Origin of the sequence: Pseudoalteromonas obscura (genome assembly GCF_030135505.1) — a bacterium.
In the GTDB taxonomy this organism is placed as follows: Bacteria; Pseudomonadota; Gammaproteobacteria; order Enterobacterales; family Alteromonadaceae; genus Pseudoalteromonas; species Pseudoalteromonas obscura.
In genome coordinates this window covers 362,935-387,294 of sequence record NZ_JASJUT010000001.1, presented here as the reverse complement: position 1 = coordinate 387,294, position 24,360 = coordinate 362,935, and the positions used below count along the sequence as shown (strand labels likewise).

The window sequence follows — 24,360 nt, the reverse complement described above, 5'->3', positions numbered from 1 at the left end:
AAGGAAAATCATGGAAATCAACGCACTGAAAATTGCTTCAGATGCCTCGCTACATTCTGGGCAGGACCTAGAAGAACTGCGTGCGCAAGGTATTGCGCAGTTGCAAAAGTTAGCGCCGGAAACCTGGAGCGACCACAACGTATTTGACCCAGGCATAACCTTGCTGGAAGTTTTGGCATATGTGTTATCGGATCTCAGTTACAAGCTCAATTATCCAGTGGAAGATTTGCTCAATGCTGAGTACGACGAGCAGTCGACCTTGACACAGTTTCTAACTTCAGAACAGGTGATGTTTAGTCACTGTGTTACTTTGGCTGATTATCGACGTTTGCTATTAGATATACCAGAGATTCAAAACCTCACAATCGACGTTCGCAACGATCGGGTTAATGGAGCAACTGTGCTCGACTTGGTTGTTCAGCCACATCAACATACGCAGGCTTCACATCAGAGCTTACAACAAGAAATCCATAAAACCTTTGCCAAAGCGCGCACAGTCTCGCACCAGCTTGGCAATATTGAGTTTTACCAGCCTGCGCCTGTGTATGTAGGGATGCACTTAGTGCTCAAAGATGCGCACGATTTGGTGCAAGTATTGGCGGATATTCTCACTAAAATTGCATTGGAAATATCGCCAAATCTGCCGCGCTACAATGCACAGCAGTTGTTGGAGCGGGGAATGAACATCGACGATATCTATGTCGGTCCGGCACTCAACAATGGTTTTATTTTGGATACCGATTTAGATAACACGCCAGTTAAAAAGCATCTCTATAGCTCTGATATTTTAGATGCACTTCGTGTACATCCAAACATAGAGCAAATTGAAGAATTTCGCTTCATCGTTGAGCATGGCGGACAGCCTGGGTATGAATATTGGCAGGTTGAAATTCAAGATCTAGACCCAAATTCAACAAACCTTGCGCCTGAGCTGGGCTTTTTGTCAGAACTGTTTTTTGATGGCATTACTTTGATGATTGAAGGCCAAAGCTACACATTAAACAGTGATGAAATAGCGTCGATTAAATCAGCTGTTAGCGAGAATATCATCAGTCAAGGTATGGATCCTTACGCTGAAGAATCAAATAGCTCACAGGCATTTTTACCTTTAAGCCAGTATCACTCATTGCAGCATGAACTACCAAAAACGTATGCAGTGACAGAGTTATCCCTAAGCCGGGAAATAGACTCAGCACAAAAAGCGCAACTACTTCAGTTCAAGGGATATTTGCACTTATTTGACCAGCTTCTAGCGGATCAGCATAAACAGATAGACGTTTTACCGCATATATTAGCTTTACCGCAATATATGCATTTTGAGCGACTTGGTCAGATCATGGACCTAATGCTCGCAAGTGAAGCTTTGTCATCACCTTTGCTCGATGAATTTTGGCAGCGTGTTGCTCTGCTACCACATACCCAGCTAAGCCAAGCTGTAAGCGGCATAAGTGGTATCAACCATTTGGTTAAGATGGCTATGGCAGAGTATCAGGAAAGTGGTTTACAGCAGCAACTTGAAGCTGATTTTTCGATTTCGCAACTGACTCGTTTGAATGACAGCCTAGCGCACTTGCTCGCACGTTTTGCGGTGAAATTACCTAATGCCAACTTACTAAAATACCGTGAAGTATTTGCTTTTTACGTCAATATTCTTGGCAACTGTCATCAGGATCCAAGCCATCAAGAGGATTTGTTGTCTCGACTCGTTTTATTGCGCCAGTACGTAGACAAATGCCGTTTGCTCAATGAGATGGGAATACTTGGCGAAAACCGATGTCGCGGTTTTAACTATTTGTCTAAAACTCCTAAAACAGCGCATCTAGCTAGCCTTGGTCGTTTAATAATGCGCAATCTTGGCTTTTCACATAACGGCCAGATGCCAATGGCAACACATAACCGTGAAAGCTTTTACTTGTTAGAAAGTGACTTACTCGGAAATACACATCAAGGCACTTTGTATTGCATTTTACCTAACTGGACAACGCGTATGCAAAGCGTTGAGTTTAGAGCCTTAGTAGAGAGTCAAATAACTAAGTTCAAACCTTTACATTTAAAAGTCCAGTGTATTTGGTTAGATCGGGAGCAAATGAGCTTATTCGAGCGTTTGTATTTCGGTTGGCTTAATTTCTATGGTCAGGCGCAACGAGAAAGGTTTACAGGTGAATATGAGCATATCTCAAATGTTGCTCAAGATATCGGTGGCTTACTCGAGAAAATAGTGGCTACCGAGCCACAGAATATCATCGAGAACATCATTGAATATGTGCTTGGCAAACCGCAAGGAATGGAAGTGCTCAACACATATTTGGTGCAAATATTGACCGAGTACGCCTGTGAGCCAAAACCAACGGATATTGAAATTGAAGGGCAAACTTATTCGCAGGTACTAAAAGCTGTCGAAATAGTAATTAATGATCACAGTGAGTTATACCCTGATGGTTTCAATGAACATCATGTAATTTACTTGGCAGCGCAGCTTTGTATCGATCACATTTGCACGCCTAATGCATTTGCGCAGCCAAATAGTACCAGGTTTACGGTTGGGTATTCACCCCTGCCATTTCTTAAACCGATTTTACCTGTGTCTTTTTCACAAATTAACTCAAACACCGCGGTGGTTTCGAAATTTATCGTGGCAACCAGCGTGCCAAATCGTATAGATCCTGAAGGAAACGAAGAATGAACAAAACCAGTGACCAAGAAGTGTTAGTCGAATGCGACCAACCATCTGTTGTAACCAAGCGCAGTCGCGCTGAATTAAATGATAAATTTGACGACCTCAAAACACCAACAGGGGATGATTTTGAATCGCTCATTCTATCCAGTTTTAACCAAATAGACGATCCAATTTCTGTTGTTAAGCAAGGTACGATTGACGAAATTGCAGTAACTTCGCCGCTTACGGTTAGCCCTGATGGTCATAAAGAACGTTTACGCGTAGATACGGAAGCGGTCAAGATTAGTCATGATGTCGTGGTGTCGAATGAAGATAGCGAAATCGACGTGCTATCCGCTGATGCACAAAGTGTCACTGTATACGACAAAGTTGCGGTTAACCCCAGCGCAGAAGATGTTTTGCGTGTAACAGGGAATGTGAGAGCAACGCAGGCTCTGAAGTCTCAAACGGCAAATATTAGCCAGCACCTACAAGCGTGTGAATTATCAGTTAGCAAAGGTGCTGTGAACACCTTAGATGCAGGTCTGGATGATGAAGGCAATCCGACTATTACAGCACATGGTCAGGTAGAAGCGAAACAAGACGTTGTAGTTGGTGGGCATACTCAAACCCAATCAATTACAGCGTCAGGGACAGCAGAATTTCAAGGCAGCACGTCTGCGCACATGCTCACAGTGGAAGAGCGTACTGAACTTAATGGCGTGCTAGAAGCGCAAGATGCGATTTTCGATGGGCATGTTGAAGTACCAATGATGGGAGTTGGCCTCGAACAAAATAGTACATCGGCAAAGCTTCACATTGGCAAGCGATCTTCAGATACGACTGATTTATTTCGAGTCGATGACTATAACAAGGATACGACGCCTTTTATCATTAATCCTGAAGGCAAGGTGGGTGTTGGAACTGATACGCCGCAGGCAAGTATGCACATTGCTCAAGATTTACTGGTAGGCCAAGGCGAAGCTCACGCACACATTGAACTAAATAGTAATGGTGATGCTGAGTTTTCCGGTACAGTAACCACTGAAAAGGCAATTAATGTTGGCACTGATATTTCTGTCAGCAGCAATGCTTACATAAGCCAAATGCTTGCCGTTGGCAATGAGACACCCAGTGCAAAAGTAGATATTCAAGCGAATAATGGAGATTTACTTCGTGTAGGTGACAACAGCTCAGCTTTTTTGAAAGTGACAAATACGCCGGGAGCAAAAGAGAGAAATGTGAACATCTTAACGGATGGTTATGTGTCGCAAAATCTCACTGTCGATAAGCAGATAAACGCAGAGACTGCGCAAATCGACGAAGCTTTGACTGCTGGTACAACAAGGGTAAGTGACATCAATGTACAAACTGATGCACAGATCAGTGGACAAACCCATACTCAGAAATTACGAGTAGGTAATCCGCCTAGCACGCCCACGAATGTTGGTGCGCTGATCAATACGACGCTTGATGTTCAAGATCATGCTGAATTCACAACAGTCCATGCAAATAATGACGTAACCATTGATACTAAGCTGACAGCTACGGACGCGGTGGTGAAGCATAATCTAACAGTCGGGGAAGCGACGACGAATGAAACAGCTACTTTTACTGTGAAAAGCACAGCGTCTGAGCGTACGTCGCTGCTAGTCGCTGATCAAGAAGGGAATTCGCTGTTAAATATCAATGATACTAAAACAGTGATGGGCAGTGCACAGCAGCCATATACTTTGCATGTAAAAGGCGACATTGTTACACCACAGCTTAACGTCACGGACCGCGCAGATTTTAGCGAACAAGTGAAAATTGCCTCACAGAGTGTACAAAGCGATTGGACAACGAGCGCCAAATTGGGCGTTTTGGCTCACAACGGCCAGCCTCAAAGTGTTGATATAAGCTATTTCAATGGTCTAAAAACCACTTCGCTTATCAACACGCAGGCAGAGCGAATAGGCTTGTTCAAGCGCAACCCTGAAGAAAGTCTTCACGTTGGTGAGCTGGCATTATTTGACAAGGACATAACGTCACTCTCGGGTGTACATGTTGTCAGTGATAGCAGTGAGAGTGGCGGGTTCAGAGCTACGCTCACGCACACTCAGATTGGTTCGAGTGACAAGTCTGCACTTTTCAATGTCTACGGTGATTCACATCTATTCGGTGAATTTACGATTACTGAGAATGAACTTACAGCAGTTGATTTTGCCAATAGCCAGTTTACATTAACTCAACTGTCAGAAAGCCCGGTATTTAGAATAACCAACATAGCAGAAGATGCAGAAATATTGGCAGCTGCTGGCCAGTTGGCGATAAACCAAACCCTGCCAAACAATGGTGCAAACCTTGCGGTAACAGGCCAGGCAGATATCAATGGTCAACTAAATATTTCAAACGCAGATTTGGCATTACACGTTGATGGTAAAACCAAGTTAATGGGACATGCTGAGCTCAAAAATGGTGTGCATGTAAGCGTTACAAATAACTCTGGGGATATACAAAGGGCAGCGCTTCATGTTGCAGGAAAGTCTCTGTTAGATGGTGAATTACACGTAACCCAAGAAGCTCAGTTTGATTCCCAATTGACAGTAGATGGTGATGCCGAAATCAAGTCAAGTCTCCAAGTTGGTCGCAATACACAAATTAACGAAACTTTGAGTGTCTCTGGCGAACATTATGCTGGTGGCAGTGTTGAGATCGAAGGCACAGAGGGGCGCGATGCACTGACGGTCAACAATGATGCTACGTTTAGAGCTGATGCAAATGTGGGTGGCAACTTGTCATTAGCCCCTTATCAGGCAACGGCAAGATTACATATTTGTGAAACAGATCAACAAGCTATTCGAGTTGATGACCCCAGTGGCAAAGCGCAGCTGGTATTTAGTCATGGCAACCTAGGTCTTGGCGTTGAGAGACCTGACTATGTGCTTGATGTCGGTGAAGATGCTTGTTTTAGAAGAGACTTGTCAGTGCAGGGCCGTGTTGAAGTCGACGACAGTTTACACGTCAATGAATACGCAAGCTTCAGAAGTAATATCAATATTTACGGCACCTCAGAACTTCAAGGTGAAACACGCATTGGTTTGGCGATGCACACCTCGGAAGAGGAAGAGTTATCAACCCGACGTAGTGCGCAAGTGAGTATTGAGCAAAACCATTTTGAGCATGCATTGGCGGTATATCACAAAGGGGTTAACCCAATTGTGTTCCAAAATGGCAAAGTGGGGATCCGCAATGACCAGCCAGATGCGGAGCTAGATATTGTCGGAGATGTGAAAGTTGAAGGTGATATTGAATTAAACGGCGTGTTGCGTGGTACAGGACAGCTAGAGTGCTTAGATGGCGCTAAAATTTTAGGTGATGTTGAGCTTCGTTCTGACTTGACGGTTTATGATGATGCATTATTTAAAGATACGGTGACCATTGAAGGTTTAACTACAATAGAACGTAAGTTGAACTTATTAGCTGATGCCAATTTTGCTAAGAGTTTGCTCATTGGAGAAGAGCTAACTGTAAGCGGTAACGCTTTCTTTAAAGAAGCCGTGCACTTTAGTAAAGATACCACAGTTCGCGGTAGCTTAGTTGTTGAGGGACTCGATGCAGCGAATCAAGTTGTATTCAAGCCTCACGTAGATATCCATAGTCATTTAGCGGTTAAAGGCGAATCAAACTTTGGCAGTGATACTCACGTCAAGGGCAACTCATATGTCAGTGGTTCAATTGAAGCAGCAAAACTAGCCTCGCAACATGGCATTCAAGTTGGTGAATCACTCAATGAGAGTGCCATGGTGGCTATCAATACCAGTGAAGGTGAAGCAGCTCTGAATGTTGCTGTGCGCGGAACTTCAGAATTCATTGTTGACGGAAATGCAAATGTAGGTGTTGGCTGTAAAATGCCGGAGCATAAACTTGATGTAAAAGGTGATGCTCGGGTTTCGGACAATTTAACCGTTGAAGGAGACTTAGTCCTCGCCAATACACTTAATTTAGAGCAAGGCGCAGAAATTATTGGCGACTGCTCTGTACAAGGCAAGGTTTCACCACAGCAATTACAACTCCCTGAAGGCCCACATATCGAGGCGATCTCACCGGATTGCGAGCTTGGTGGAGATACGGCGTCTGACAATGTGCTCGCGACTCAAGCTGCTGTAAAAGCCTATGTTGATGAACATGCATGGCGTTTTGGTCGCGGTAAAAAAGTTGTGGCGATACATAATCAGGAAGAATTTGATGATGTCTTCTCACGAGATTGTTTGAGCAATATGACGATTTTATTGTTCCCTCACAATGGTCATCGCCAGGTTTCAAGAGCTTATAAACTCAAAAAAGCTGTGGAAGTTGGCTCAAACCTAACGATTGTTGGCTTCAACGAGCGGGAAACGCGCATTGTTAAAGCGCATTCAGGTTGTCGCTTCTTAATTCGCGGAGACCGCGATGCAACGGTTAAACATGTAAGTATGCATGGTTTCACTTTTGATGGTGCTATTCATGAAGTTTCTAAAGAGCTTAGCGCCTATGAAGGCAATGGAGGCGCATTCAATCTACGTTACGCCGATCAAATCGAGTTAAACTGTGTAATTGAAAACCATGCGGTTAGTGGTGATGGCGGCGCAATTTATGGTGAAGATGTTACCAACATCGAAGCCAAAAATATCCGTAATTGCAGAGCCGGACGACAAGGTGGTGCTGCATACGGCCTGAGGTATGCCATGATCCATGCACAGTACTGCTCAGCTGAACGGGGTGGGGCAGTTGCTCATTGTGATGATAGCGAAGTGACCGCTTTAAACAACACTGCACAGCTACATGGCGGCGGCGCTTACAAGTGTCAAAACCTGATTTGTAAAGGTTTTTGGCGTCGCAATAATGCGCAACAAGGTGATGGAAACCATATATTCAGCATGGGCTGCTACCACCTTGAGGAGCAAGAGGAGCATCACGGTGAATTCTTATGGCATGCTCTATTCTTAGATAAGCCATTGAACCACTCTCGTTTCTTCTGGCGTAATGACCACGTTTAATCATGAACTTGTCGATTGAACATATCGGGGCTGAGCTTGAGGCCCCATCTCACTTAGTCGACTCAGGGCAGCATAGCATTGCTGACCTTGAGTCGCTATTTAAGAACTGGTTGCATAAGGAGATCAACTGCTTACAAATTGAAATTCCAAACATCAAGACATCTGTTGACTCACTGACTCTCAATGACATTGAGCTAGAGCTACCTGATATTGACTTACAAGCGTTAAAAGATAATCCAAGTGGATATTTCGCCCAAGTATTTAGTCCTGTTTTTTATGCGGCATTGGAACAGCAACTATACAGAAAAATAAATACGTTGGGAGTCGATGATTATGCGTTTGCATCGCCAGTTATCGATCACGTGTTGCAAAAACAACGTGGACATTTGAGTTCACGATTGTGGCAAGAACTAAAACGGGCGTGCGTGTACAGTTTGCACAACCAGCCGAAGATATTTTTAAAACTGCTCAATTCGCCAGAGTGGCCTAGTTTACGAACGCAACTGATACCAGCCCTATGTCAAGAGTCTTCAGATTTTAAAGCGCTGATCGTGGTCGTTTCAGCCGGGGCTATCAGTCAAAAAAGCGCTGGCTTCATTAGTAAACTCTCGGCGCAGGCGCGGATTGATTTATGGGCAGACATTGAATTATTGCACACAGCTTATGTGTTCGATGCCGAAATACCTAAACAACGAATGACGTTGCTTGCAAAAGCATATCAGTTTTATGCTGAGCAGAGCGCATTTGACAAGCGCACGCGCAAAGCTGTGCTTAAAACATTATCGAGCCGAGGAGCGGCTTTGAATGCGCTTACAACTTGGTTCGCCATCAAAGAAAAGTCTCAATTAACGTCTGCTGATTGTAACACTTTGACATGTTTGGCACGTAAAGCCTGTGATAAATCTATGCCCGAATTTATCACGAGTGTTGCAGCGCAACCGTATCAGCAAAGTGTACTCGCAGAGCTGTTGAGTGTGAGTGATGATGTAGCAGATCTAGGTGGAGAGGCTCAGCATCAGCCATTAAGATCAACTGAGTATTTAGTTGCTCAAGTCAGAACTCAGTTAGGCGGTGGATGTAGAAAGACGATCCGCGCTCTTGATGCCTTATTAAAGCTGCTCCAAAAGCATCTTGCACACGCGGATTTGCCGGCTATGAATCAGCTATGTTGGTTCCAGTACTTAGCACAGCATGATATAGACCAATACTTACCTTCGCCTATCCTAAAATCTTTGCAGCGCTTTTTGAACGAAGTATTACCAGAGCAGAAAGAGCAGTATTTACAATTACGAGCGATGGGTCGTGCGTTGACACTGATCGGTCGTGAAAAACGTATACAAAACCAATTGGCTAAACCACAGTATACGCTGCGTTATGCAAAACGAATTTTCGCCTTGTTGTGCCAAATTAAAAATATACCACAACAACTTATTGAAAACTTGAACACCATTTTACTGAATCAACTGGGTTCCAGAGAAGGGGTTGATTTACAGCGAGATATATCTGTATACCTCGAATCTTTATTAGCAATTGAAGCCTGGTTGGTTCGAGCTCGAACAGTCGCTGATCCGCTGCAAAATAAACAGCTAGTCAATGAGCAGCCCATAGTGGCATCGCAGATGCACCAAGGTGCCTTGACGGTCTCAAATAAAACAGAAGCTGACCGTGACACGGCGCAGGAAAAGTCTCGGCTTGCAAGGGCTGCGAATTTAGCACTGAGTAATGTGTGTACAACTGAGCCGTCAGCTCGATTTGTATTTCACAGTGGGCAGTTTGTGTACATGGAAAGTGTGCAACAGGCACAACAGAGACTCACATTGAGCGCTCTTTCATCGCAATTGAATATTCAGGCTAAGTACGAACTGAAACAAAAAATTGCTGGTTTAGGCATTACCGAGCTTGACCAATTTATACAAGAACATACAGCAAGCTTTTTGGTAGAACATACACAGCTCAGTAGCTATCAAAGCGATATGCATGATGATGAAGCAGCTTCAAAAAAACAAAGCCACCCCCTCATTTTGGACCTCGTTCAAATTTGTGCGTCGCTAGTTAAAGAGCTCGATGGGATTTTAAAATTGATCAATTCGGCGCAAACGCAGTGGACTCGGTCAACTCGTCAGGCTGATGATGGGTTTACAGCTAACCACTCAGAATATGTGGTAAAAAATGAAAGCCGAATTAATGCCGGTGTGGATCCCAAGTCAGAAAATGTTACGCAGCGCGTAGCAGTTGACAAATCACCTTCGCCTCATGCACAGCTTGATTTCGCACGCGAGTTGTTAGTGGTCTCACAGTTAAAACGTTATTGCATGGCGTTTCACCAAGCTATCAGTGTAAATAGGACTTTGTTTCAATTGCATGGTACGCATGATGTAACAGTGCAATTGATGGCGTATATCCAAAGCTGGCAAAGTATGTTTACTACATTAGAACAATCGCAACGTGTCACCGCTTTACACCGTGCGTTCACATTGAGCTTAACGGCGTTAAATACGCTTAGGCAAAGAGTTTATGCGTTGAACCCGTATATACAAAGTCAAGCTCAAAAGCACCAAATGTGGTGGTTAACGCTGTTAGATATTGTGCACACACCAGAAGAATTATCCACTAAATTAGCAAAAGAAAATCAACAGGTTGCTGAGCTTGAGACAAACGAAATAGCCTTGACTTCGCATGACAAAGCTAAATCCGTTGATACTGATAGTAGTTCCTCTAATGAGGTACCGTTATTTGATATTGGCGAATTGCAATCGGCTCAATCCTTGACTGAGGCAACAAAGCTGCTCAACACGTACAAAACACGCAACGGAACTGTCGCAACCAAAGTCAACTCGCTGCGCCACAGCATAGCGACGAAGACATATGATATAGCAAAAGAACAAGGCTTTGTCTCGGGCGTTGCTGATGTGGCGCTGGGCGAAAATAAATCACTAAACGCGTCGCTCGGTGACCGTTTTGAAAAAGTGGAAGGGGCCAGAGGGTCACTGCAACAGGACGCGTTAGGTGTCCTTAATGCGGGCGCAGTAGATAAGCATGTGAGCCGCGTCATTGCGAAAATGTCAGAGCAGGCCAATAAACAACAAAATATCATGTTGCGTTTGGGTATTGAATCTCTCAAGACCCATAGCGAACAGGTGGCTTCAGAACTAAAACATCATTACCAACAATCTTCAGAGCAATTGATCAGTGATGACGCTGGTGTGGTACTACTGTGGCCATTTTTTGAAATATTGTTCACAAAGATGTCACTCTTGGATAAGTCTCAATCAGAGCAAGTCACTTTTAAAGATGCGGCAGCCCAGCACAAAGCATATTCACTGCTTTGTTCATTGGCATCGCTAGAGCCAAATAGCACCGAAACCTATGTGATTAATGCTTTACTTGGCCTGCCTATTGAGTACGAATTTGAAGAGGTCGATTCGCTCAATGATGAAGAGCTAGATGAGTTACACACTTTAATTTCCGCAGCAATAGCCCGCTGGGAGGCGTTAAAAGGCATGCCTGTTGAATCGTTCAAGGCTATGTTTTTGCAACGCAGCGGAGAAGTGAAGCTCACAGCTAATGGCGTCAGTGTGGTCGTTGAAAGTAAACCACAAGACGTTCTGCTAATGAAGTTACCATGGGGGTTAGGCATTGTCCAACTACCTTGGTTGGGCAACGATTTAGTCAATATTGAGTGGCAATATGGATTCTAACGTATTTAGCAAAACCTACCTTATCTAAACCGAATAAAACTTAAAACAAGGGCGTATTGGTAGACCTATTTATGCGCCTTAAAACCCAAGACCAATTATCAAATGGGATAGCCAGTAATAAAGCTAACCGAAATTTAAAATGGAGAAGTGTATGCCTGTAAATAATCGTTCAAATCTACGCGCTTTAATTGAAGAACATCAAGTGCGTCAACAGCAGTATCAAGTTGCAGAAAACAAAGTGCAGTCCTACTTGGAGTACAACCGTCATTGTTTGCTCCAACATTTGAATAACTTATTTACAAAGAGGGTATTGCCACATTTAGAGCTAGCTAAGGCATTGCTAATGGAGCAAGGCTATCAAGCAGAAATTGAAGTTGAGAAGCAAACACTGCATGAAGAAAACTCTGCAATTGAGGTGATAACACAGGTATCGTTGCTTTTTTCCGGCAATCCAGACGATCAGGATGTCAGCCTTACACAAAATAGGTTATTGATTTTTACTAGGCCAAATCATGCGTTTATTTATGCAAAATACATTACGGATCTGGTAACAAGCCAAACACAGCCTCTGTTTTTTGCAGATGAATTTTACTATCAAAATATGCCGAATGTAGATGTTCAATTTCCGCATTTTCCGTTTCCTCCAAATTTTGATGATCACAGTGAATTTAAGTCTATGCTCTCGGATTTCTTAAGTATGGTGTTTTTACAAATTAGAGGAAAATTGAGTTAACGAAAAATTTAGTGCAAACCTTGGTTTTTTGTCACAAAGGGATTTCTTCTGCGTCAGTGATTAAAGCAACTAAGGAGAGACATTGTGGCAAATTATCAAGAGGCGTTTGCATATGCTTTTTCGCACCCTAGTGAATACTTGCGGGGCGATTACCCAATATGGCGTTGTTTGACGTTGAAGCCGCTTTTGTTAGCGGAAGGGTTTTCAGACGATGAACAATACACCTTATTTGAAAAGATATATGCACCAGAGCTTTGGCGTCAGTGCAAAGGGGATCAAATTACAGATCAAAAAGTAGCTGGTTTGTTATTACTGATCAATGCCAAAGGCTATTTGGCGACCATGCTTAAAGAGATGCAAAGTTATTTCAATATCACACCCACTAGTCAAATGTGCGAACGAACCCTATATCAATTAAATAGACTGCCCAAAAGTGCATTGCTAGATTGGCTTGATACAGGGTTACAGTATTTTTCACTGGTGCAAAATAAGCGACATGAATCGTATTTTCTCTGTGAGAATGGTTGAAATTTAAATTTATTACCCGATATAGGAAAATAAGATAATATCTGAATTCATAAACGTAGCTACGAGATGTGGGTACTAAAACGAACATTAGGGAAAGCACAATGACAATACAACTCCCCAATATTGGCCAGTTCACCTTTGAACAAGAAGGGCAAGAAGGAGGCCCTTATCACAGCCGTACACTGCATGTTCCTTCTCAAAGTTCAGGCCTCACAATAGGGCGTGGTTTTGATTTAAAACACCGTAGTGCCCAGCAGATAGTCGAGCAGTTATTACAAGCAGGTGTTGCGTTTGACGATGCGCATAAGCTCGCTAAAGCATCTGGCTTACATGGCTCTGAAGCAAAAAAATTTATAGCCGAGCACGGCCTCCAGGGGTTTGAGGTGAGCCCAAAAGAGCAAGTTAATTTGTTCGAACAAACGTATGAAGTGATGGCCAAAGATGTCAAACGCATTTGTGACAAAGCGGACTGTGTAGAAGTCTATGGTCCGGTCGACTGGGTAAATTTACATCACAAAATTAAAGATATCTTAATTGATTTAAGGTATCGAGGTGACTACACACCAGCAACGCGCAAACGGATCCAGCGCTATGTTGCTCAAAACGATCTGCAAGCTTTCAGCAAGGAGATGTCTGATAAAGAACTATGGCACAAAGTGCCAATAGAGCGTTTTAAACAGCGTTTAGCCTATTTAACGACGACTTAAAAAGCTGCTTATGCAGCTTTTTTTGTGAAGATTTTTCTTTTGTATCTCAAGCTGCCAGTGTGGATGTGAGAGAGAAGCTCTGCAAAAGTCGTAAGTGTTCAGACTATCTTAATTTTACCGTAAAAAGTGTCTCATTTACTGTGAGTATTTCCCATATTACTATCAGATTAAAAGTAACTTACCCAATGGGCAAGTTCGATTATTGTATGACTCAGAGAATAGTAATGAGATTCTAAAAATCACTCAAGGCAACAAGGTCATTGCACCACTTGCAAAGCTGGTACACATTCAAGGGTATGCTGATAATGTTTCTGCACTGATACCGTTGGGTTTAGTTATTATTTTTTTATCGCATGGCGGAGAGATGAGCGAAAATAGCAATCAGGTTGACATGTTATCAATAAGCATACTTAGAACTTCGTAAATACGACGTAATTAGAAATGCTACTATGCTTGCCAAATAGCATATTAATCATGAGTAGTGCCGAGGCATTTTATTTTTTCAATTTATTGCTTGAAGGGTGTGAATACCCGTCAATTTCCGGAGTGGAGAGTAAATAAGAATGAAAAGTAATAATACCGGTATTTCTGCGGATCCGCTCTGCCCAAAAAAAGCCGATGATTGAACCTAGCAGTACACATACAGCAGTTATGTGTATAGCTGTGCTTTGGTCAAAAAACTGTATTGATATCAACCCCAAAATACCCATAAAAAATATGGGCGATAAGACGATTTGTAGGTATAGCAGGGAAACTACCACAGAGCCCAAAAAGATCAGGTGCCACTCAAGTACTTTAGTGATCATACTTATAAATATATTCCGAGATTTCATGTATTAGTGCAGCAGTAACAAGAGACGTTATTTTAAATCATTTCTAAGTGGTTTAATACAGGTTAATAATTTGCACTGCAATAGATATTTTTCTATTGGCGTTAACCTAAAAAAATGAGCCAAATAGATGTTTATTGTGTCACTAATTTTTAATAAGAGTTTTGGGAATGCAGCTTAGCTTGCTGTTTGGCACATCTGATTTTTTTGAACAGTGAAAAAATGCAGCAGATTCTAATTAAGGGGTATGTATCTTAGGGCAATAAACTCAGTGCCACAATATATTTTGTGGCACAGCAATGATTGCGCACGCATAGGGTGCCTTTCATCAATTAGCGGTATGTATAATATTGATAAATATATACGCCGCCCGGTGCCCAACCACCTGGGCCAGCGATAGTCCAGCTTGGAGGACAGTTTTGCCAAGGCCTTACTGTTTTTGTTTCCCAAAGAGGCGCTGTTGAATCGTTATGAGCTGCAGTGAGCTTATAGTGACATACCTTATAGGTTGCACTTGAATTGATGTTTTCTGATGCATTGGCTGAATGGCCAAAAGTTACAGCCCCTGCCATTAGAGCTGAAAGCATTAAGGTTTTCTTATTCATCACATTTCCTTGATTATGTTCATTTAGTCGATGAAGATACTTAAATTCAATATGTCTTTAGCTTTGAATTAGACCCCATTACTTAAACACAATCTGAATAAAAAGTGAACGAGTGGAACTTGTTATATTTTCAAGCTGTGCAATAACGTAACAAGTGTAACGGAACGAATCCCTGAATCTGTGGATCATTTGCAGTCTGTGAGCTTCTAATCTATCTAGATTCGAGTTTTTTTCGATGGTGGCTGCGGTTGGAGATTCGATAACGACGGGGATTTATGGATGGTGCACTAAGAATTAACCTATTCTAACCTAATTCGTATCAGTTAAAGCTGCGATGGAAGTGACTTGAAAATGACACTCGGTGGACACATAACAGTAATTTATACAATCAAATTAACGTAAATTAGACTGTAATTTGCACAGCACTTGAAAAACACAAAATAAATCTACTTTATGAGTTGATAAGCGCTGTAAGTTCCCAAATTATTTTGTAATAATGCGTCAGTTAACAAGCTACAAATTCAGAGGAAAGACCTCCTATGGCGGATACAGAGAATCGCCCAACTAACTTCATCAGAAATATCATTGACGGAGATCTGGCAAGTGGCAAACACGCATCTACACATACGCGTTTCCCGCCAGAGCCAAATGGTTTTTTACACATAGGTCATGCAAAGTCTATCTGCCTAAACTTTGGCATTGCTCAAGACTACAAAGGCCTGTGTAACTTACGTTTCGACGATACTAACCCAGAAAAAGAAGATATCGATTACGTAAACTCAATTCAGAACGACGTTAAGTGGTTAGGTTTTGACTGGGATGGTGAGATTTGCTACTCATCAAACTACTTTGACAAGTTATATGGCTATGCGGTAGAGCTGATCGAAAAAGGCCTAGCGTATGTGTGTTTCTTGTCACCAGAGCAGGCGCGTGAATACCGTGGCACACTAACTGAGCCAGGTAAAAATAGTCCGCACAGAGATACATCGGTTGAAGAGAACTTGGCACTTTTTGAAAAAATGAAAAATGGCGAGTTTAAAGAAGGCGAGTGTGTATTACGTGCAAAGATCGACATGGCAAGCTCGTTCATGGTGCTTCGCGATCCGATTATTTATCGCATACGTTTTGTTCACCACCATCAAACAGGTGACAAGTGGTGCATTTATCCAATGTATGACTTTACACACTGTATTTCAGATGCGCTAGAAGGTATTACGCATTCATTGTGTACCCTTGAATTCCAAGACAACCGCCGTCTTTACGACTGGGTATTGGAAAACATAAGCATAGAATGTCAGCCTCAGCAGATCGAGTTTTCACGCTTAAACCTTGAATATACGGTCATGTCGAAGCGTAAGCTTAATGATCTTGTGGAAAACGGCCAAGTTGAAGGGTGGGATGACCCACGTATGCCAACAATTGCCGGTTTACGTCGTCGTGGTTATACGCCTGCATCTATTCGAGAGTTCTGTAAGCGCATCGGTATTACAAAACAAGATAATATGGTTGAAATGGGTATGCTTGAAGCGTGTATCCGTGATGACTTAAATGAGAATGCCCCTCGTGCGATGGCTGTTTTAGATCCAGTGAAGATTGTGATCGAAAACTATGATGCGGATAAAGTAGAAATGTTATCTGCACCCAACCATCCAACTTTAGAGATGGGCGAGCGTGAATTACCATTTACACGTGAAATTTTCATCGAGCGTGAAGACTTCCGTATTGAAGCGAATAAAAAGTTTAAGCGTTTAGTGTTAGGCAAAGAAGTGCGTCTGCGTAATGCCTATGTGATTAAAGCGGAGCGCATTGAAGAAGATGATGCTGGTAATATCACAACGATTTACTGTACATATGATGCAGAGACACTAGGTAAAAACCCAGCAGATGGCCGCAAGGTCAAGGGGGTTATTCACTGGGTGTCGGCTTCTCACTGCATTGAAGCGGAAGTACGTCAATATGATCGTTTATTTAACGTGCCAAATCCAGCGGCTGCAGATGATTTCACTGAAACATTGAACCCAGATTCATTGGTTATCATTGCAAATGCGAAGCTTGAGCCTTCACTGGCCAATGCAAATCCAGAGCAGGGTTTCCAGTTTGAGCGTTTAGGTTATTACAGCCGTGATAACAAGGCTGAAAGCTTAACATTCAACCAAACAGTAGGCCTTCGTGATTCATGGGCTAAGATAGAAAAAGCATAAGGCTTGGTCAAACCAAACTTTATTTTTCATAAAAAAGGTCGACATTTGTCGGCCTTTTTTTCAATATATTCATCAAATTAGTTTTAATAAGTCGCGCCGTGAGCAAACAGTCAATTCACAACTTCTACATTAATGAACAGCAATCGATTTATTTGCTATCTCACCACGATGCGAAAAAACATCGTCAATGGCTAAACATTTGTAAAAAGCAATTGTCGCTACTTGGGTATCAAGATGTCGAGTTGATCGGCTCTGGCGCATTTGGTTTTGTATTTGCTGGTGTTGAAGATAGCGGTGCGCAGTGGGTGTTTAAATTTTCAAGGATCACATTAGCGCAGAGCGTACGAGACAGACTCGAAGACGAAGCTTACATGTTATCTCAAATCAACAACCCTATGGTGCCTGAATTTTTTGCTTTTGAGCGAGTCAAGAAGCAAGGGATTTTAATGATGGCCCGTGCAAAAGGGGAGGATCTCGAGCAAATATCCTTAAAACAAGGGCGCTTAAAACCTCGAGACCTCGTTAATTTAGCGCTAAAACTTCGTAATGTCTTACTAGATTTACGTGAGCGAAAAAATGGTATGTCATTGCAACCTGTCGTTCATGGTGACATCAAGCCATCAAATATTGTTTGGGATCAACAATCAGATGCGTTTTCTTTGGTTGATTGGGGAAGCTCCGTTTACGCACAAATAGATGTGCATGGGGAGCCTGTTGCCAGTAATATTATGGATTTAATGTCGTCGGATATTGCCAGTACGAATGCGCGAATGGGAGATGTATACTTTATTGGCGACGAGCAAATGTCAGGGGCACGCTCTTCACCTCGCTTTGACGAGCAGGGGGTTGCTTCGACGATCTATGCGTTGGCGAGTGCTCAATCGTGCCGTTTTGGCGCGCAAGTCATTCCTGCTGCGAGTTTGGGTCTGCCAATAGAGTTTGCCCGTGTCATTGATGGTATGCTAAGCAAAGATAAAGTCACCAGAGACGCTGCTGGAGATTACTTTATTCGCAATATGCCTGCCATGGCAAAGGTATATCTTCCTGATATTTCTTTACCTCAAGCCAAGCCTTATATTCCATTTTGGACAGTACAGCAATCAGATTTGCCAGACACGGTTGTGTATAGTTCTCGAAAACAGTTTTTGCGCCGAGCAGATCATAATCAGCAGTTACTTGATGTGAATGACGCTCAGCTCGATAGATACTATAAAGAGTTCTTGTTTGATACTGGCGATACTGAAAAGGCATTTTTGGCGTCTATAAGCCGACTAGCAAAATATCCGGTAGTAGGCGGACTGAGCTTTCACTGGCAGCAAGAATCTCTATTTGTTGAGTCTAGTCTGATGTTGCACGACGAGGATTTGCAGGATGCATTTACCGACGCCGTCAACGCGACGGTGATGTTAGCCCAAGGCATAGAGCAAAAGGGGCTGTTTAAATGTTGCTTGTTTGACGCGCGGCAAACTATACAGTTAGAAAGAGATGAAACTGGCGCATATATCTTCGAGCAATTGCCTGAGCTGCAGTACAGTGTAAGCCACGTTGCGGCCTCTGAAGTGACGAGGCCTCATTCTTACTTTGAGGATGGAAAAGACCCCGATGAGCAGCTCCAGTTACCAAAAAAAATAATTCAGTGTGTGTTTGAGCTGAATAAAATTCACCATACGGGGTGTATTATTTTTGAATCACTCAGTGATCGTTTGAAAATACATTACTATTATCGATTACTGGACGCCGAGCAAGAAGCCGCGTTTTCAGCACTGTTGAGAGAAATCATCCAATATACGGTCAGCATTCAAGACTATGGGGTGGCGGGCTTTATGAAGCTTCCATATAAAAACACCCGCGAGTTTGAATTATGTACAACTCAACACGTGCAATATTATCCAAAAAACCCCAAACGCTAAAAACATATTGGACAGCTGAAGTGTGTTTAGTTATCTAGTAGCAAATGAACTAGTATATGACGAATTGTCAATTGAAATTCCGTGATGCATATAGCACCCTGTTACTTAGGAGGGCGCTATGGATAAACAAAAGAGACAGGAGATCTTAACCTTAAGTTGGGGGATCCATGATGACGTAGAGCAAGCCATTGCTCGACATGCAGCGGTAGAAGGGGATGAAAATTGGGTTGATAAACAACGCTTGCTTATCGCCGATATGTCGTTGCATCTATTGCAGACTGCACTTAAGCCAGAGCCGATCAGCCATGAAAAGCTTAAAAATAACTTGAATGCAATTTTAACCTTGTCTGATGACTTTGTTAGCGAAGTTGACCTAAAACGAGTGGCAGATGCCTTATATGGACTGGAAAAACTTTAAGCCAAATAGAGTGGTGAGTGGCTCAAATTGTATTTTTGCATGATGTGAGTCCAGTTAAAGTGGAGTCGTGTTTTTGGCTATATTGAATATAAAGTGTGCAAATCATATTTAATGCAATTGCTACAGATTTAGGTTTGGTTAAATCGTTGAGTTATGTAAATGGATGACTTGTTTAAAAGAGCAAAAAAAAGCCAGCTCTGGGCTGGCTTAATCAAAATTATACAATGTATTTTGTCATCAAGAGTCGTCAGATTCTGAAAACTTTTTACAAGCTTCTGCATCTTCACACTCACCGTAAAGGTATAGTGAGTGGTTAGTTAGCTTGATACCATTGCTCGCTGCAATTTCAAGCTGACGAGTTTCGATCACATCATCTTCAAATTCGATAACCTTACCACACTTCAAACAAACTAAGTGGTCATGGTGAGTGCTACCTGATAATTCAAAAACTGACTTGCCGCCTTCAAAGTGGTGGCGTGTCACAATACCAGCGTCATCAAATTGGTTTAATACACGATATACAGTTGCTAAACCAATCTCTTCGCCTTTATCTAGCAAAATTTTATAAACATCTTCTGCACTGATATGTTGGTTTTCAGGAGACTGTAATATCTCGAGAATTTTTATACGTGGTAAGGTGACTTTTAAGCCCGCCTTTTTAAGCTCTAAGTTGTGATCAGTCATTTAATCTGTCTCAATCTATTATCTTTTACTTCAATTCTTAAGAATAAGCACGACCATTTTCTTAAGAATAACGTGCACGGGCAACAAGTCAAAGCTTGTTTGATTAATTCAGAGAATTAATCTTCTAACTCGCTTAAGCACATTTCATCATGCACTTGCGCGCACCAATCTTTAATGCGCTTCTCAGTTAGCTCTGGCTGACGGTCTTCATCGATGCCTAAACCAACAAAGTGGTTGTCATCAACAAGGGCTTTAGAGGCCTCGAATTCATATCCTTCTGTTGACCAGTGACCAACCACAATTGCGCCACGTTCTGTTACGATGTCATTTACCATACCCATCGCGTCTAAGAAGTACTCAGCGTAATCTTCTTGGTCACCACAACCGAAAATTGCAACTAGCTTACCTTCGAAATCAATTTCTTCCAACTCTGGGAAGAAGTCGTCCCAATCACACTGTGCTTCACCGTAGTACCAAGTAGGGATACCAAATAAAATTAGGTCAAATTCTTCGATGTCTGCTTTGCTGCTTTTAGCAATGTCTTTTACATCAATTAATTTTTTACCAAGTTCTTTTTGGATCAGTTTAGCAACGTGCTCGGTGTTACCCGTATCACTGCCGAAAAAAATACCTACGCTTGCCATTAATTACTTACCTTTATCTATTAATCGCTAATTTCTCTTGCAAGATGGTTTCTATGAGCGCACTACGACTGATATTTTGTTCTTCAGCCATATCACTCAGTGCTTGGTAGAGTTCTGAAGAAACTTTGAACTCTACGCGCTTTAACCCTCTTGCTCTATCTCTTTTAATTTGATTACGCTTATTGATCTTGAGCTGCATTTCCCTAGGTAAGGGATTTGTTTTTGGCCGACCTGGGCGTTTTTCATTCTCAAATAAGTCGATAGTTGTTCTATCTAATTCAGACTTGGCCATTAACCAACACCCGCACCTTGCCAAAACACTTGGATAACTCCTTTGGCTATGAAACCTGAACAACCTAAAAACAACACCAGCCAAACGATGTATCGACCAAATTTAGGCACGTCACCTTTCTTTAAAACGTCCTGAATGGCCATTCCAATAAGAAAGAATATACATGCGAGAGCAAAGTAAAAACCAAGAGTTTCAAACTCATTTATGTATTGACTGATCATCTTTGCACTACTAAAACCTTAAACGGCGGCTACTATAGCATATCTAACGACAATAAATTAAGTTTCGCCGTATAAAAAAATCCGACAATTATTGAATAAAATCAATAATAGAACGATTGACAGCCTCGGGCTTTTCAGCATGCAGCCAATGACCAGCTCCTTGGATGATTTTTGCTCGTGCTTTTGCAAAAGCACTGACAATTGCACCTTTATGTTCTGGCAAAATATAGTCGGAGTTGTTTCCTTTAATAAACAGCGTATCACACAAACAGGTACGAGGTGTATCTATGTTCTCGATAATCTGGGAATAATTTTGTTCAATTATCGGTAAGTTAAAACGCCATTCAAGCGCACCCTGTTCGTTTTTAGCTAAGCTTTTCAACAAAAACTGTCTTACACCAAGCTCTTCAATATACTCAGACATCACTTTGTCTGCTTCGCTTCGACTCGTTGGTGTTTGCTGGCTGACTTGGTTAAGAGCGCGAATAATAGTGTCATGTCTTGAATGGTATTTTACTGGTGCGATATCCAAAACGACCAGCTTTTCTACTTTTTGCTCGTCAAGCATAGCTACTTGCATCGCTACTTTACCACCCATAGAATGGCCAACTAGAGTCGCCTTATTCAGCCCAAAGTGGTTTATCAGAGAGAGTATGTCCTCTGCCATAACTTGATAATTCATGTCATCGCTTTTGAACGATCGACCGTGATTACGAAGATCTACATTTATGACATTGAAATTTGACTCCAATGCTCTAGCAATCACATTTAGGTTTTCAAGGGAGCCAAATAAGCCGTGGAGCAAGATCACAGTTTTGGCGTTATTTTGGTCCAATCCACTTTGTTTAAAATTAAGTAACATACTACCTCCAAGTTTGCGCGGCTATTTTGCCAGTCTTAATTCAAAAATCAAAGCCGTAGAGGAAGAAGAAAAATTTAGATATAATCCCCCCAGATGCGGTAGATGTATAAAATGACAGGACAAGCATGAAAACAATAGAAATAGATGACGAGCTATATCAATACATTGCAAGCAATACGCAGAGTATTGGTGAGAGCGCCTCACAGATCCTGCGTCGTTTATTAGAATTAGAGCCAACTCAAGGCAATTCGGGAATCATTCAAACCGAAGTAAAAGAAGCAGAACCTGTTCAAATTGAGAACAAGGTAGAAGAGAAAATAGAACCAGTACGAGAGTCTGCAAACGTATTTAACATTCTAAATAAAGAAGAACTCGCTATGCAAAAAGGTGTAGTAGGGCGCTTTTTATTTATTTTGGCTGCATTTCACCGTACTCATAAAGCCCAGTTTAATAAGGTTCTTGAAATTAAAGGGCGAGACAGAATTTACTTCGCAACAAGTAAAGAGGCGTTGCTTGAAAGCGGGAGCAGTATGAACCCTAAAAATATCACTGAAAGTGAATATTGGGTCATGACCAATTCAAACACCACGCGTAAGAAAATGATGCTGCACGAAGTTGCGCTAATTTTAGGCTACACTCAGCAGCAAGCAGAAACCGTTCGAGACTACCTATAAGGAAATGTGATGGCAAACCATCCAAACGCAGGCAAAAAAGCTCCTAAGTCACAGCTCGCTAACATACCAAAGCTGGTTTCAGCTTATTATTTAAATGAGCCAGATCTTGAATCTAACCCGGAACAATGTGTTGCATTTGGCACGTCAGGTCACCGCGGGTGTTCGTACAACGTGAAATTTAACGAGTCACATATTTTAGCGATTACTCAAGCTATTTGTGATTATCGAAAGGCCAATAATATATTCGGTCCGCTTTTTCTTGGTAAAGATACACATGCACTTTCTGAAGCCGCTTTCAACTCAGCGATTGAAGTGCTTGTTGCTAATGAAGTACAGGTTATTACTCAAGAAAATGATGATTTCACGCCAACGCCGGTAGTAAGCCATGCTATTGTTTGCCACAATCGCACCCATCCCCATGAGTTGGCGGATGGCATCGTAGTAACTCCTTCGCATAATCCGCCAGAAGACGGTGGTTTTAAGTATAACCCTCCAAATGGAGGACCGGCTGATACCGATGTCACAAACTGGATTGAACAACGTGCGAATCAGTTGTTGCGTGAAGATTTAGTCGAGGTTCAGTTATTTCCTTATGCAAAAGCAAAGCGCTCTGGTTTTATCAAATATGAAGATTTGCTCTCGCCTTACGTTGAAGATTTAGCGAATGTCATAGATTTTGATGCCATATCAAAAGCAAACGTTAGTATTGGCATAGACCCACTAGGTGGTTCTGGGATTAATTTTTGGCCGGTGATTGCTAAGCGATATGGCTTAAATATGACCATTGTGAATGACGAAGTTGACCCTAGGTTTGCGTTTATGCCATTGGATAAAGATGGCAAAATAAGAATGGATTGCTCTTCACCTTTTGCAATGGCTAACTTAATTGCGCTAAAAGATGATTATGATATTGGCATTGGCAATGACCCAGACTATGACCGCCACGGTATTGTTACCAAAGATGGTTTGATGAATCCTAATCACTTTTTAGCTGTGGCAATTGATTATTTGCTACAAAATCGTGATTGGGCTGACGATATTAAAGTGGGCAAAACTTTGGTTTCGAGCGGTATGATTGACAAGGTTGTGCAAAGCCATGGTAATGAAGTGTACGAAGTACCAGTTGGTTTTAAGTGGTTTGTTGATGGACTTAGCGAAAAGTGGCTTGCGTTTGGCGGTGAAGAAAGTGCTGGGGCTTCATTTTTACGAAAGGATGGCGATGTTTGGAATACCGACAAAGATGGCTTTATTTTGGGGCTTTTGGCAGCTGAAATTTTAGCGGTTACAGGTAAGACACCCTCTGAACGATACAAAGAATTAGAGCAAGCGTTTGGTTCACCAAGTTACAAGCGAATCGATGCGCCAGCAAACGATGGGCAAAAAGCCAGATTAAAAGCACTCAGTGTAGATGATGTAAAAGCTGATACACTCGCTGGCGACAAAATTACAGACATTCTCACCCATGCACCTGGCAACGGCGCAGCGATAGGTGGGTTAAAAGTGGTAACAGAATCAGGTTGGTTTGCAGCCAGACCTTCTGGTACGGAAGATATCTATAAAATTTACCTTGAATCATTCAAAGGTGAAGCGCATTTAGCTGAACTTGAAAGTGCTGCGAAAGCACTAGTAGATAGCGTGATTAGCTAATTATCCAATTATTAAAGGCCATTTTAGATGGC

General features: G+C 42.1%; 18 protein-coding genes. 11 read left to right on the top strand and 7 right to left on the bottom strand.

What is annotated here, in order from left to right; all coding sequences use genetic code 11:
• Positions 1-10 precede the first annotated feature (10 nt).
• The 6 genes from QNM18_RS01690 (at position 11) to QNM18_RS01665 (ending at position 13,340) form a co-directional block, all read left to right on the top strand.
• Positions 11-2,683, top strand: a complete 2,673-nt coding sequence (locus QNM18_RS01690; protein ID WP_284136120.1) for a hypothetical protein — start codon at positions 11-13, stop codon at positions 2,681-2,683.
• Positions 2,680-7,674, top strand: coding sequence for a hypothetical protein (locus tag QNM18_RS01685; RefSeq protein WP_284136119.1), 4,995 nt, complete (start codon positions 2,680-2,682; stop codon positions 7,672-7,674). Before QNM18_RS01690 ends, QNM18_RS01685 begins: the two co-directional genes overlap by 4 nt.
• A gap of 2 nt (positions 7,675-7,676) precedes the next feature.
• Positions 7,677-11,372 carry a contractile injection system tape measure protein gene (locus QNM18_RS01680; RefSeq protein ID WP_284136118.1) on the top strand — a complete coding sequence of 1,232 codons (3,696 nt, stop codon included), beginning with the start codon at positions 7,677-7,679 and terminating at the stop codon, positions 11,370-11,372.
• A gap of 151 nt (positions 11,373-11,523) precedes the next feature.
• Complete coding sequence (locus tag QNM18_RS01675; RefSeq protein WP_023399374.1) at positions 11,524-12,105, top strand: hypothetical protein; 582 nt, start codon at positions 11,524-11,526, stop codon at positions 12,103-12,105.
• An 84-nt stretch (positions 12,106-12,189) separates the two neighbouring features.
• A complete protein-coding gene (locus QNM18_RS01670; RefSeq protein ID WP_211013126.1) occupies positions 12,190-12,633 on the top strand; it encodes a hypothetical protein in 444 nt (147 codons plus the stop codon).
• A gap of 101 nt (positions 12,634-12,734) precedes the next feature.
• Positions 12,735-13,340 (top strand): lysozyme family protein, encoded by a 606-nt coding sequence (locus QNM18_RS01665; protein ID WP_284136117.1) that lies wholly within the window; start codon positions 12,735-12,737, stop codon positions 13,338-13,340.
• 494 nt (positions 13,341-13,834) lie between these two features.
• On the opposite strand, the gene QNM18_RS01660 is transcribed toward QNM18_RS01665, so the two are convergent.
• Positions 13,835-14,146, bottom strand: coding sequence for a hypothetical protein (locus QNM18_RS01660; protein WP_211013128.1), 312 nt, complete (start codon positions 14,144-14,146; stop codon positions 13,835-13,837).
• Positions 14,147-14,502: 356 nt separating this feature from the next.
• A complete protein-coding gene (locus tag QNM18_RS01655) occupies positions 14,503-14,775 on the bottom strand; it encodes a hypothetical protein (protein ID WP_211013129.1) in 273 nt (90 codons plus the stop codon).
• Between the two features lie 539 nt (positions 14,776-15,314).
• Between QNM18_RS01655 and glnS the strand changes: the two genes are divergently transcribed.
• From glnS to QNM18_RS01640, 3 genes are all read left to right on the top strand, one after another.
• A complete protein-coding gene (gene glnS, locus QNM18_RS01650) occupies positions 15,315-16,976 on the top strand; it encodes a glutamine--tRNA ligase (protein WP_211013130.1) in 1,662 nt (553 codons plus the stop codon).
• A gap of 98 nt (positions 16,977-17,074) precedes the next feature.
• A complete protein-coding gene (locus tag QNM18_RS01645) occupies positions 17,075-18,886 on the top strand; it encodes a protein kinase domain-containing protein (RefSeq protein ID WP_284136116.1) in 1,812 nt (603 codons plus the stop codon).
• Positions 18,887-19,004: 118 nt separating this feature from the next.
• A complete protein-coding gene (locus QNM18_RS01640; RefSeq protein ID WP_211013132.1) occupies positions 19,005-19,304 on the top strand; it encodes a hypothetical protein in 300 nt (99 codons plus the stop codon).
• A 237-nt stretch (positions 19,305-19,541) separates the two neighbouring features.
• Here the strand turns inward: QNM18_RS01640 and fur are convergent, their stop codons facing one another.
• The 5 genes from fur to QNM18_RS01615 form a co-directional block, all read right to left on the bottom strand.
• Positions 19,542-19,988: a ferric iron uptake transcriptional regulator gene (fur, locus tag QNM18_RS01635; RefSeq protein ID WP_211013133.1), complete on the bottom strand. Its 447-nt coding sequence runs from the start codon at positions 19,986-19,988 to the stop codon at positions 19,542-19,544.
• 116 nt (positions 19,989-20,104) lie between these two features.
• Positions 20,105-20,632 (bottom strand): flavodoxin FldA, encoded by a 528-nt coding sequence (gene fldA / locus QNM18_RS01630; protein ID WP_023399384.1) that lies wholly within the window; start codon positions 20,630-20,632, stop codon positions 20,105-20,107.
• A gap of 13 nt (positions 20,633-20,645) precedes the next feature.
• Positions 20,646-20,924 (bottom strand): LexA regulated protein, encoded by a 279-nt coding sequence (gene ybfE, locus QNM18_RS01625; protein ID WP_023399385.1) that lies wholly within the window; start codon positions 20,922-20,924, stop codon positions 20,646-20,648.
• Positions 20,924-21,145: a DUF2788 domain-containing protein gene (locus tag QNM18_RS01620; protein WP_023399386.1), complete on the bottom strand. Its 222-nt coding sequence runs from the start codon at positions 21,143-21,145 to the stop codon at positions 20,924-20,926. Before QNM18_RS01620 ends, ybfE begins: the two co-directional genes overlap by 1 nt.
• A gap of 88 nt (positions 21,146-21,233) precedes the next feature.
• Positions 21,234-22,007 carry an alpha/beta fold hydrolase gene (locus QNM18_RS01615; RefSeq protein WP_284136115.1) on the bottom strand — a complete coding sequence of 258 codons (774 nt, stop codon included), beginning with the start codon at positions 22,005-22,007 and terminating at the stop codon, positions 21,234-21,236.
• 125 nt (positions 22,008-22,132) lie between these two features.
• On the opposite strand from QNM18_RS01615, the gene seqA reads away from it, so the two are divergent.
• Together seqA and pgm are read left to right on the top strand one after the other, a co-directional pair.
• Positions 22,133-22,681 carry a replication initiation negative regulator SeqA gene (gene seqA / locus QNM18_RS01610; protein ID WP_211013135.1) on the top strand — a complete coding sequence of 183 codons (549 nt, stop codon included), beginning with the start codon at positions 22,133-22,135 and terminating at the stop codon, positions 22,679-22,681.
• A gap of 9 nt (positions 22,682-22,690) precedes the next feature.
• The gene (pgm, locus tag QNM18_RS01605) at positions 22,691-24,328 is read left to right on the top strand and encodes a phosphoglucomutase (alpha-D-glucose-1,6-bisphosphate-dependent) (protein WP_284136114.1); all 1,638 of its coding nucleotides are present in this window, start codon (positions 22,691-22,693) and stop codon (positions 24,326-24,328) included.
• Positions 24,329-24,360 lie beyond the last annotated feature (32 nt).

Excerpts from the sequence above, each read along its gene's own strand:
- fur (WP_211013133.1), bottom strand. The coding sequence starts at position 19,988 with ATGACTGATCACAACTTAGAGCTTAAAAAGGCGGGCTTAAAAGTCACC.
- QNM18_RS01660 (WP_211013128.1), bottom strand. The coding sequence starts at position 14,146 with ATGATCACTAAAGTACTTGAGTGGCACCTGATCTTTTTGGGCTCTGTG.
- QNM18_RS01615 (WP_284136115.1), bottom strand. The coding sequence starts at position 22,007 with ATGTTACTTAATTTTAAACAAAGTGGATTGGACCAAAATAACGCCAAA.
- QNM18_RS01640 (WP_211013132.1), top strand. The coding sequence starts at position 19,005 with ATGGATAAACAAAAGAGACAGGAGATCTTAACCTTAAGTTGGGGGATC.
- ybfE (WP_023399385.1), bottom strand. The coding sequence starts at position 20,924 with ATGGCCAAGTCTGAATTAGATAGAACAACTATCGACTTATTTGAGAAT.
- seqA (WP_211013135.1), top strand. The coding sequence starts at position 22,133 with ATGAAAACAATAGAAATAGATGACGAGCTATATCAATACATTGCAAGC.
- glnS (WP_211013130.1), top strand. The coding sequence starts at position 15,315 with ATGGCGGATACAGAGAATCGCCCAACTAACTTCATCAGAAATATCATT.
- QNM18_RS01685 (WP_284136119.1), top strand. The coding sequence starts at position 2,680 with ATGAACAAAACCAGTGACCAAGAAGTGTTAGTCGAATGCGACCAACCA.
- fldA (WP_023399384.1), bottom strand. The coding sequence starts at position 20,632 with ATGGCAAGCGTAGGTATTTTTTTCGGCAGTGATACGGGTAACACCGAG.
- pgm (WP_284136114.1), top strand. The coding sequence starts at position 22,691 with ATGGCAAACCATCCAAACGCAGGCAAAAAAGCTCCTAAGTCACAGCTC.
- QNM18_RS01665 (WP_284136117.1), top strand. The coding sequence starts at position 12,735 with ATGACAATACAACTCCCCAATATTGGCCAGTTCACCTTTGAACAAGAA.
- QNM18_RS01620 (WP_023399386.1), bottom strand. The coding sequence starts at position 21,145 with ATGATCAGTCAATACATAAATGAGTTTGAAACTCTTGGTTTTTACTTT.
- QNM18_RS01675 (WP_023399374.1), top strand. The coding sequence starts at position 11,524 with ATGCCTGTAAATAATCGTTCAAATCTACGCGCTTTAATTGAAGAACAT.
- QNM18_RS01690 (WP_284136120.1), top strand. The coding sequence starts at position 11 with ATGGAAATCAACGCACTGAAAATTGCTTCAGATGCCTCGCTACATTCT.
- QNM18_RS01655 (WP_211013129.1), bottom strand. The coding sequence starts at position 14,775 with ATGAATAAGAAAACCTTAATGCTTTCAGCTCTAATGGCAGGGGCTGTA.
- QNM18_RS01680 (WP_284136118.1), top strand. The coding sequence starts at position 7,677 with ATGAACTTGTCGATTGAACATATCGGGGCTGAGCTTGAGGCCCCATCT.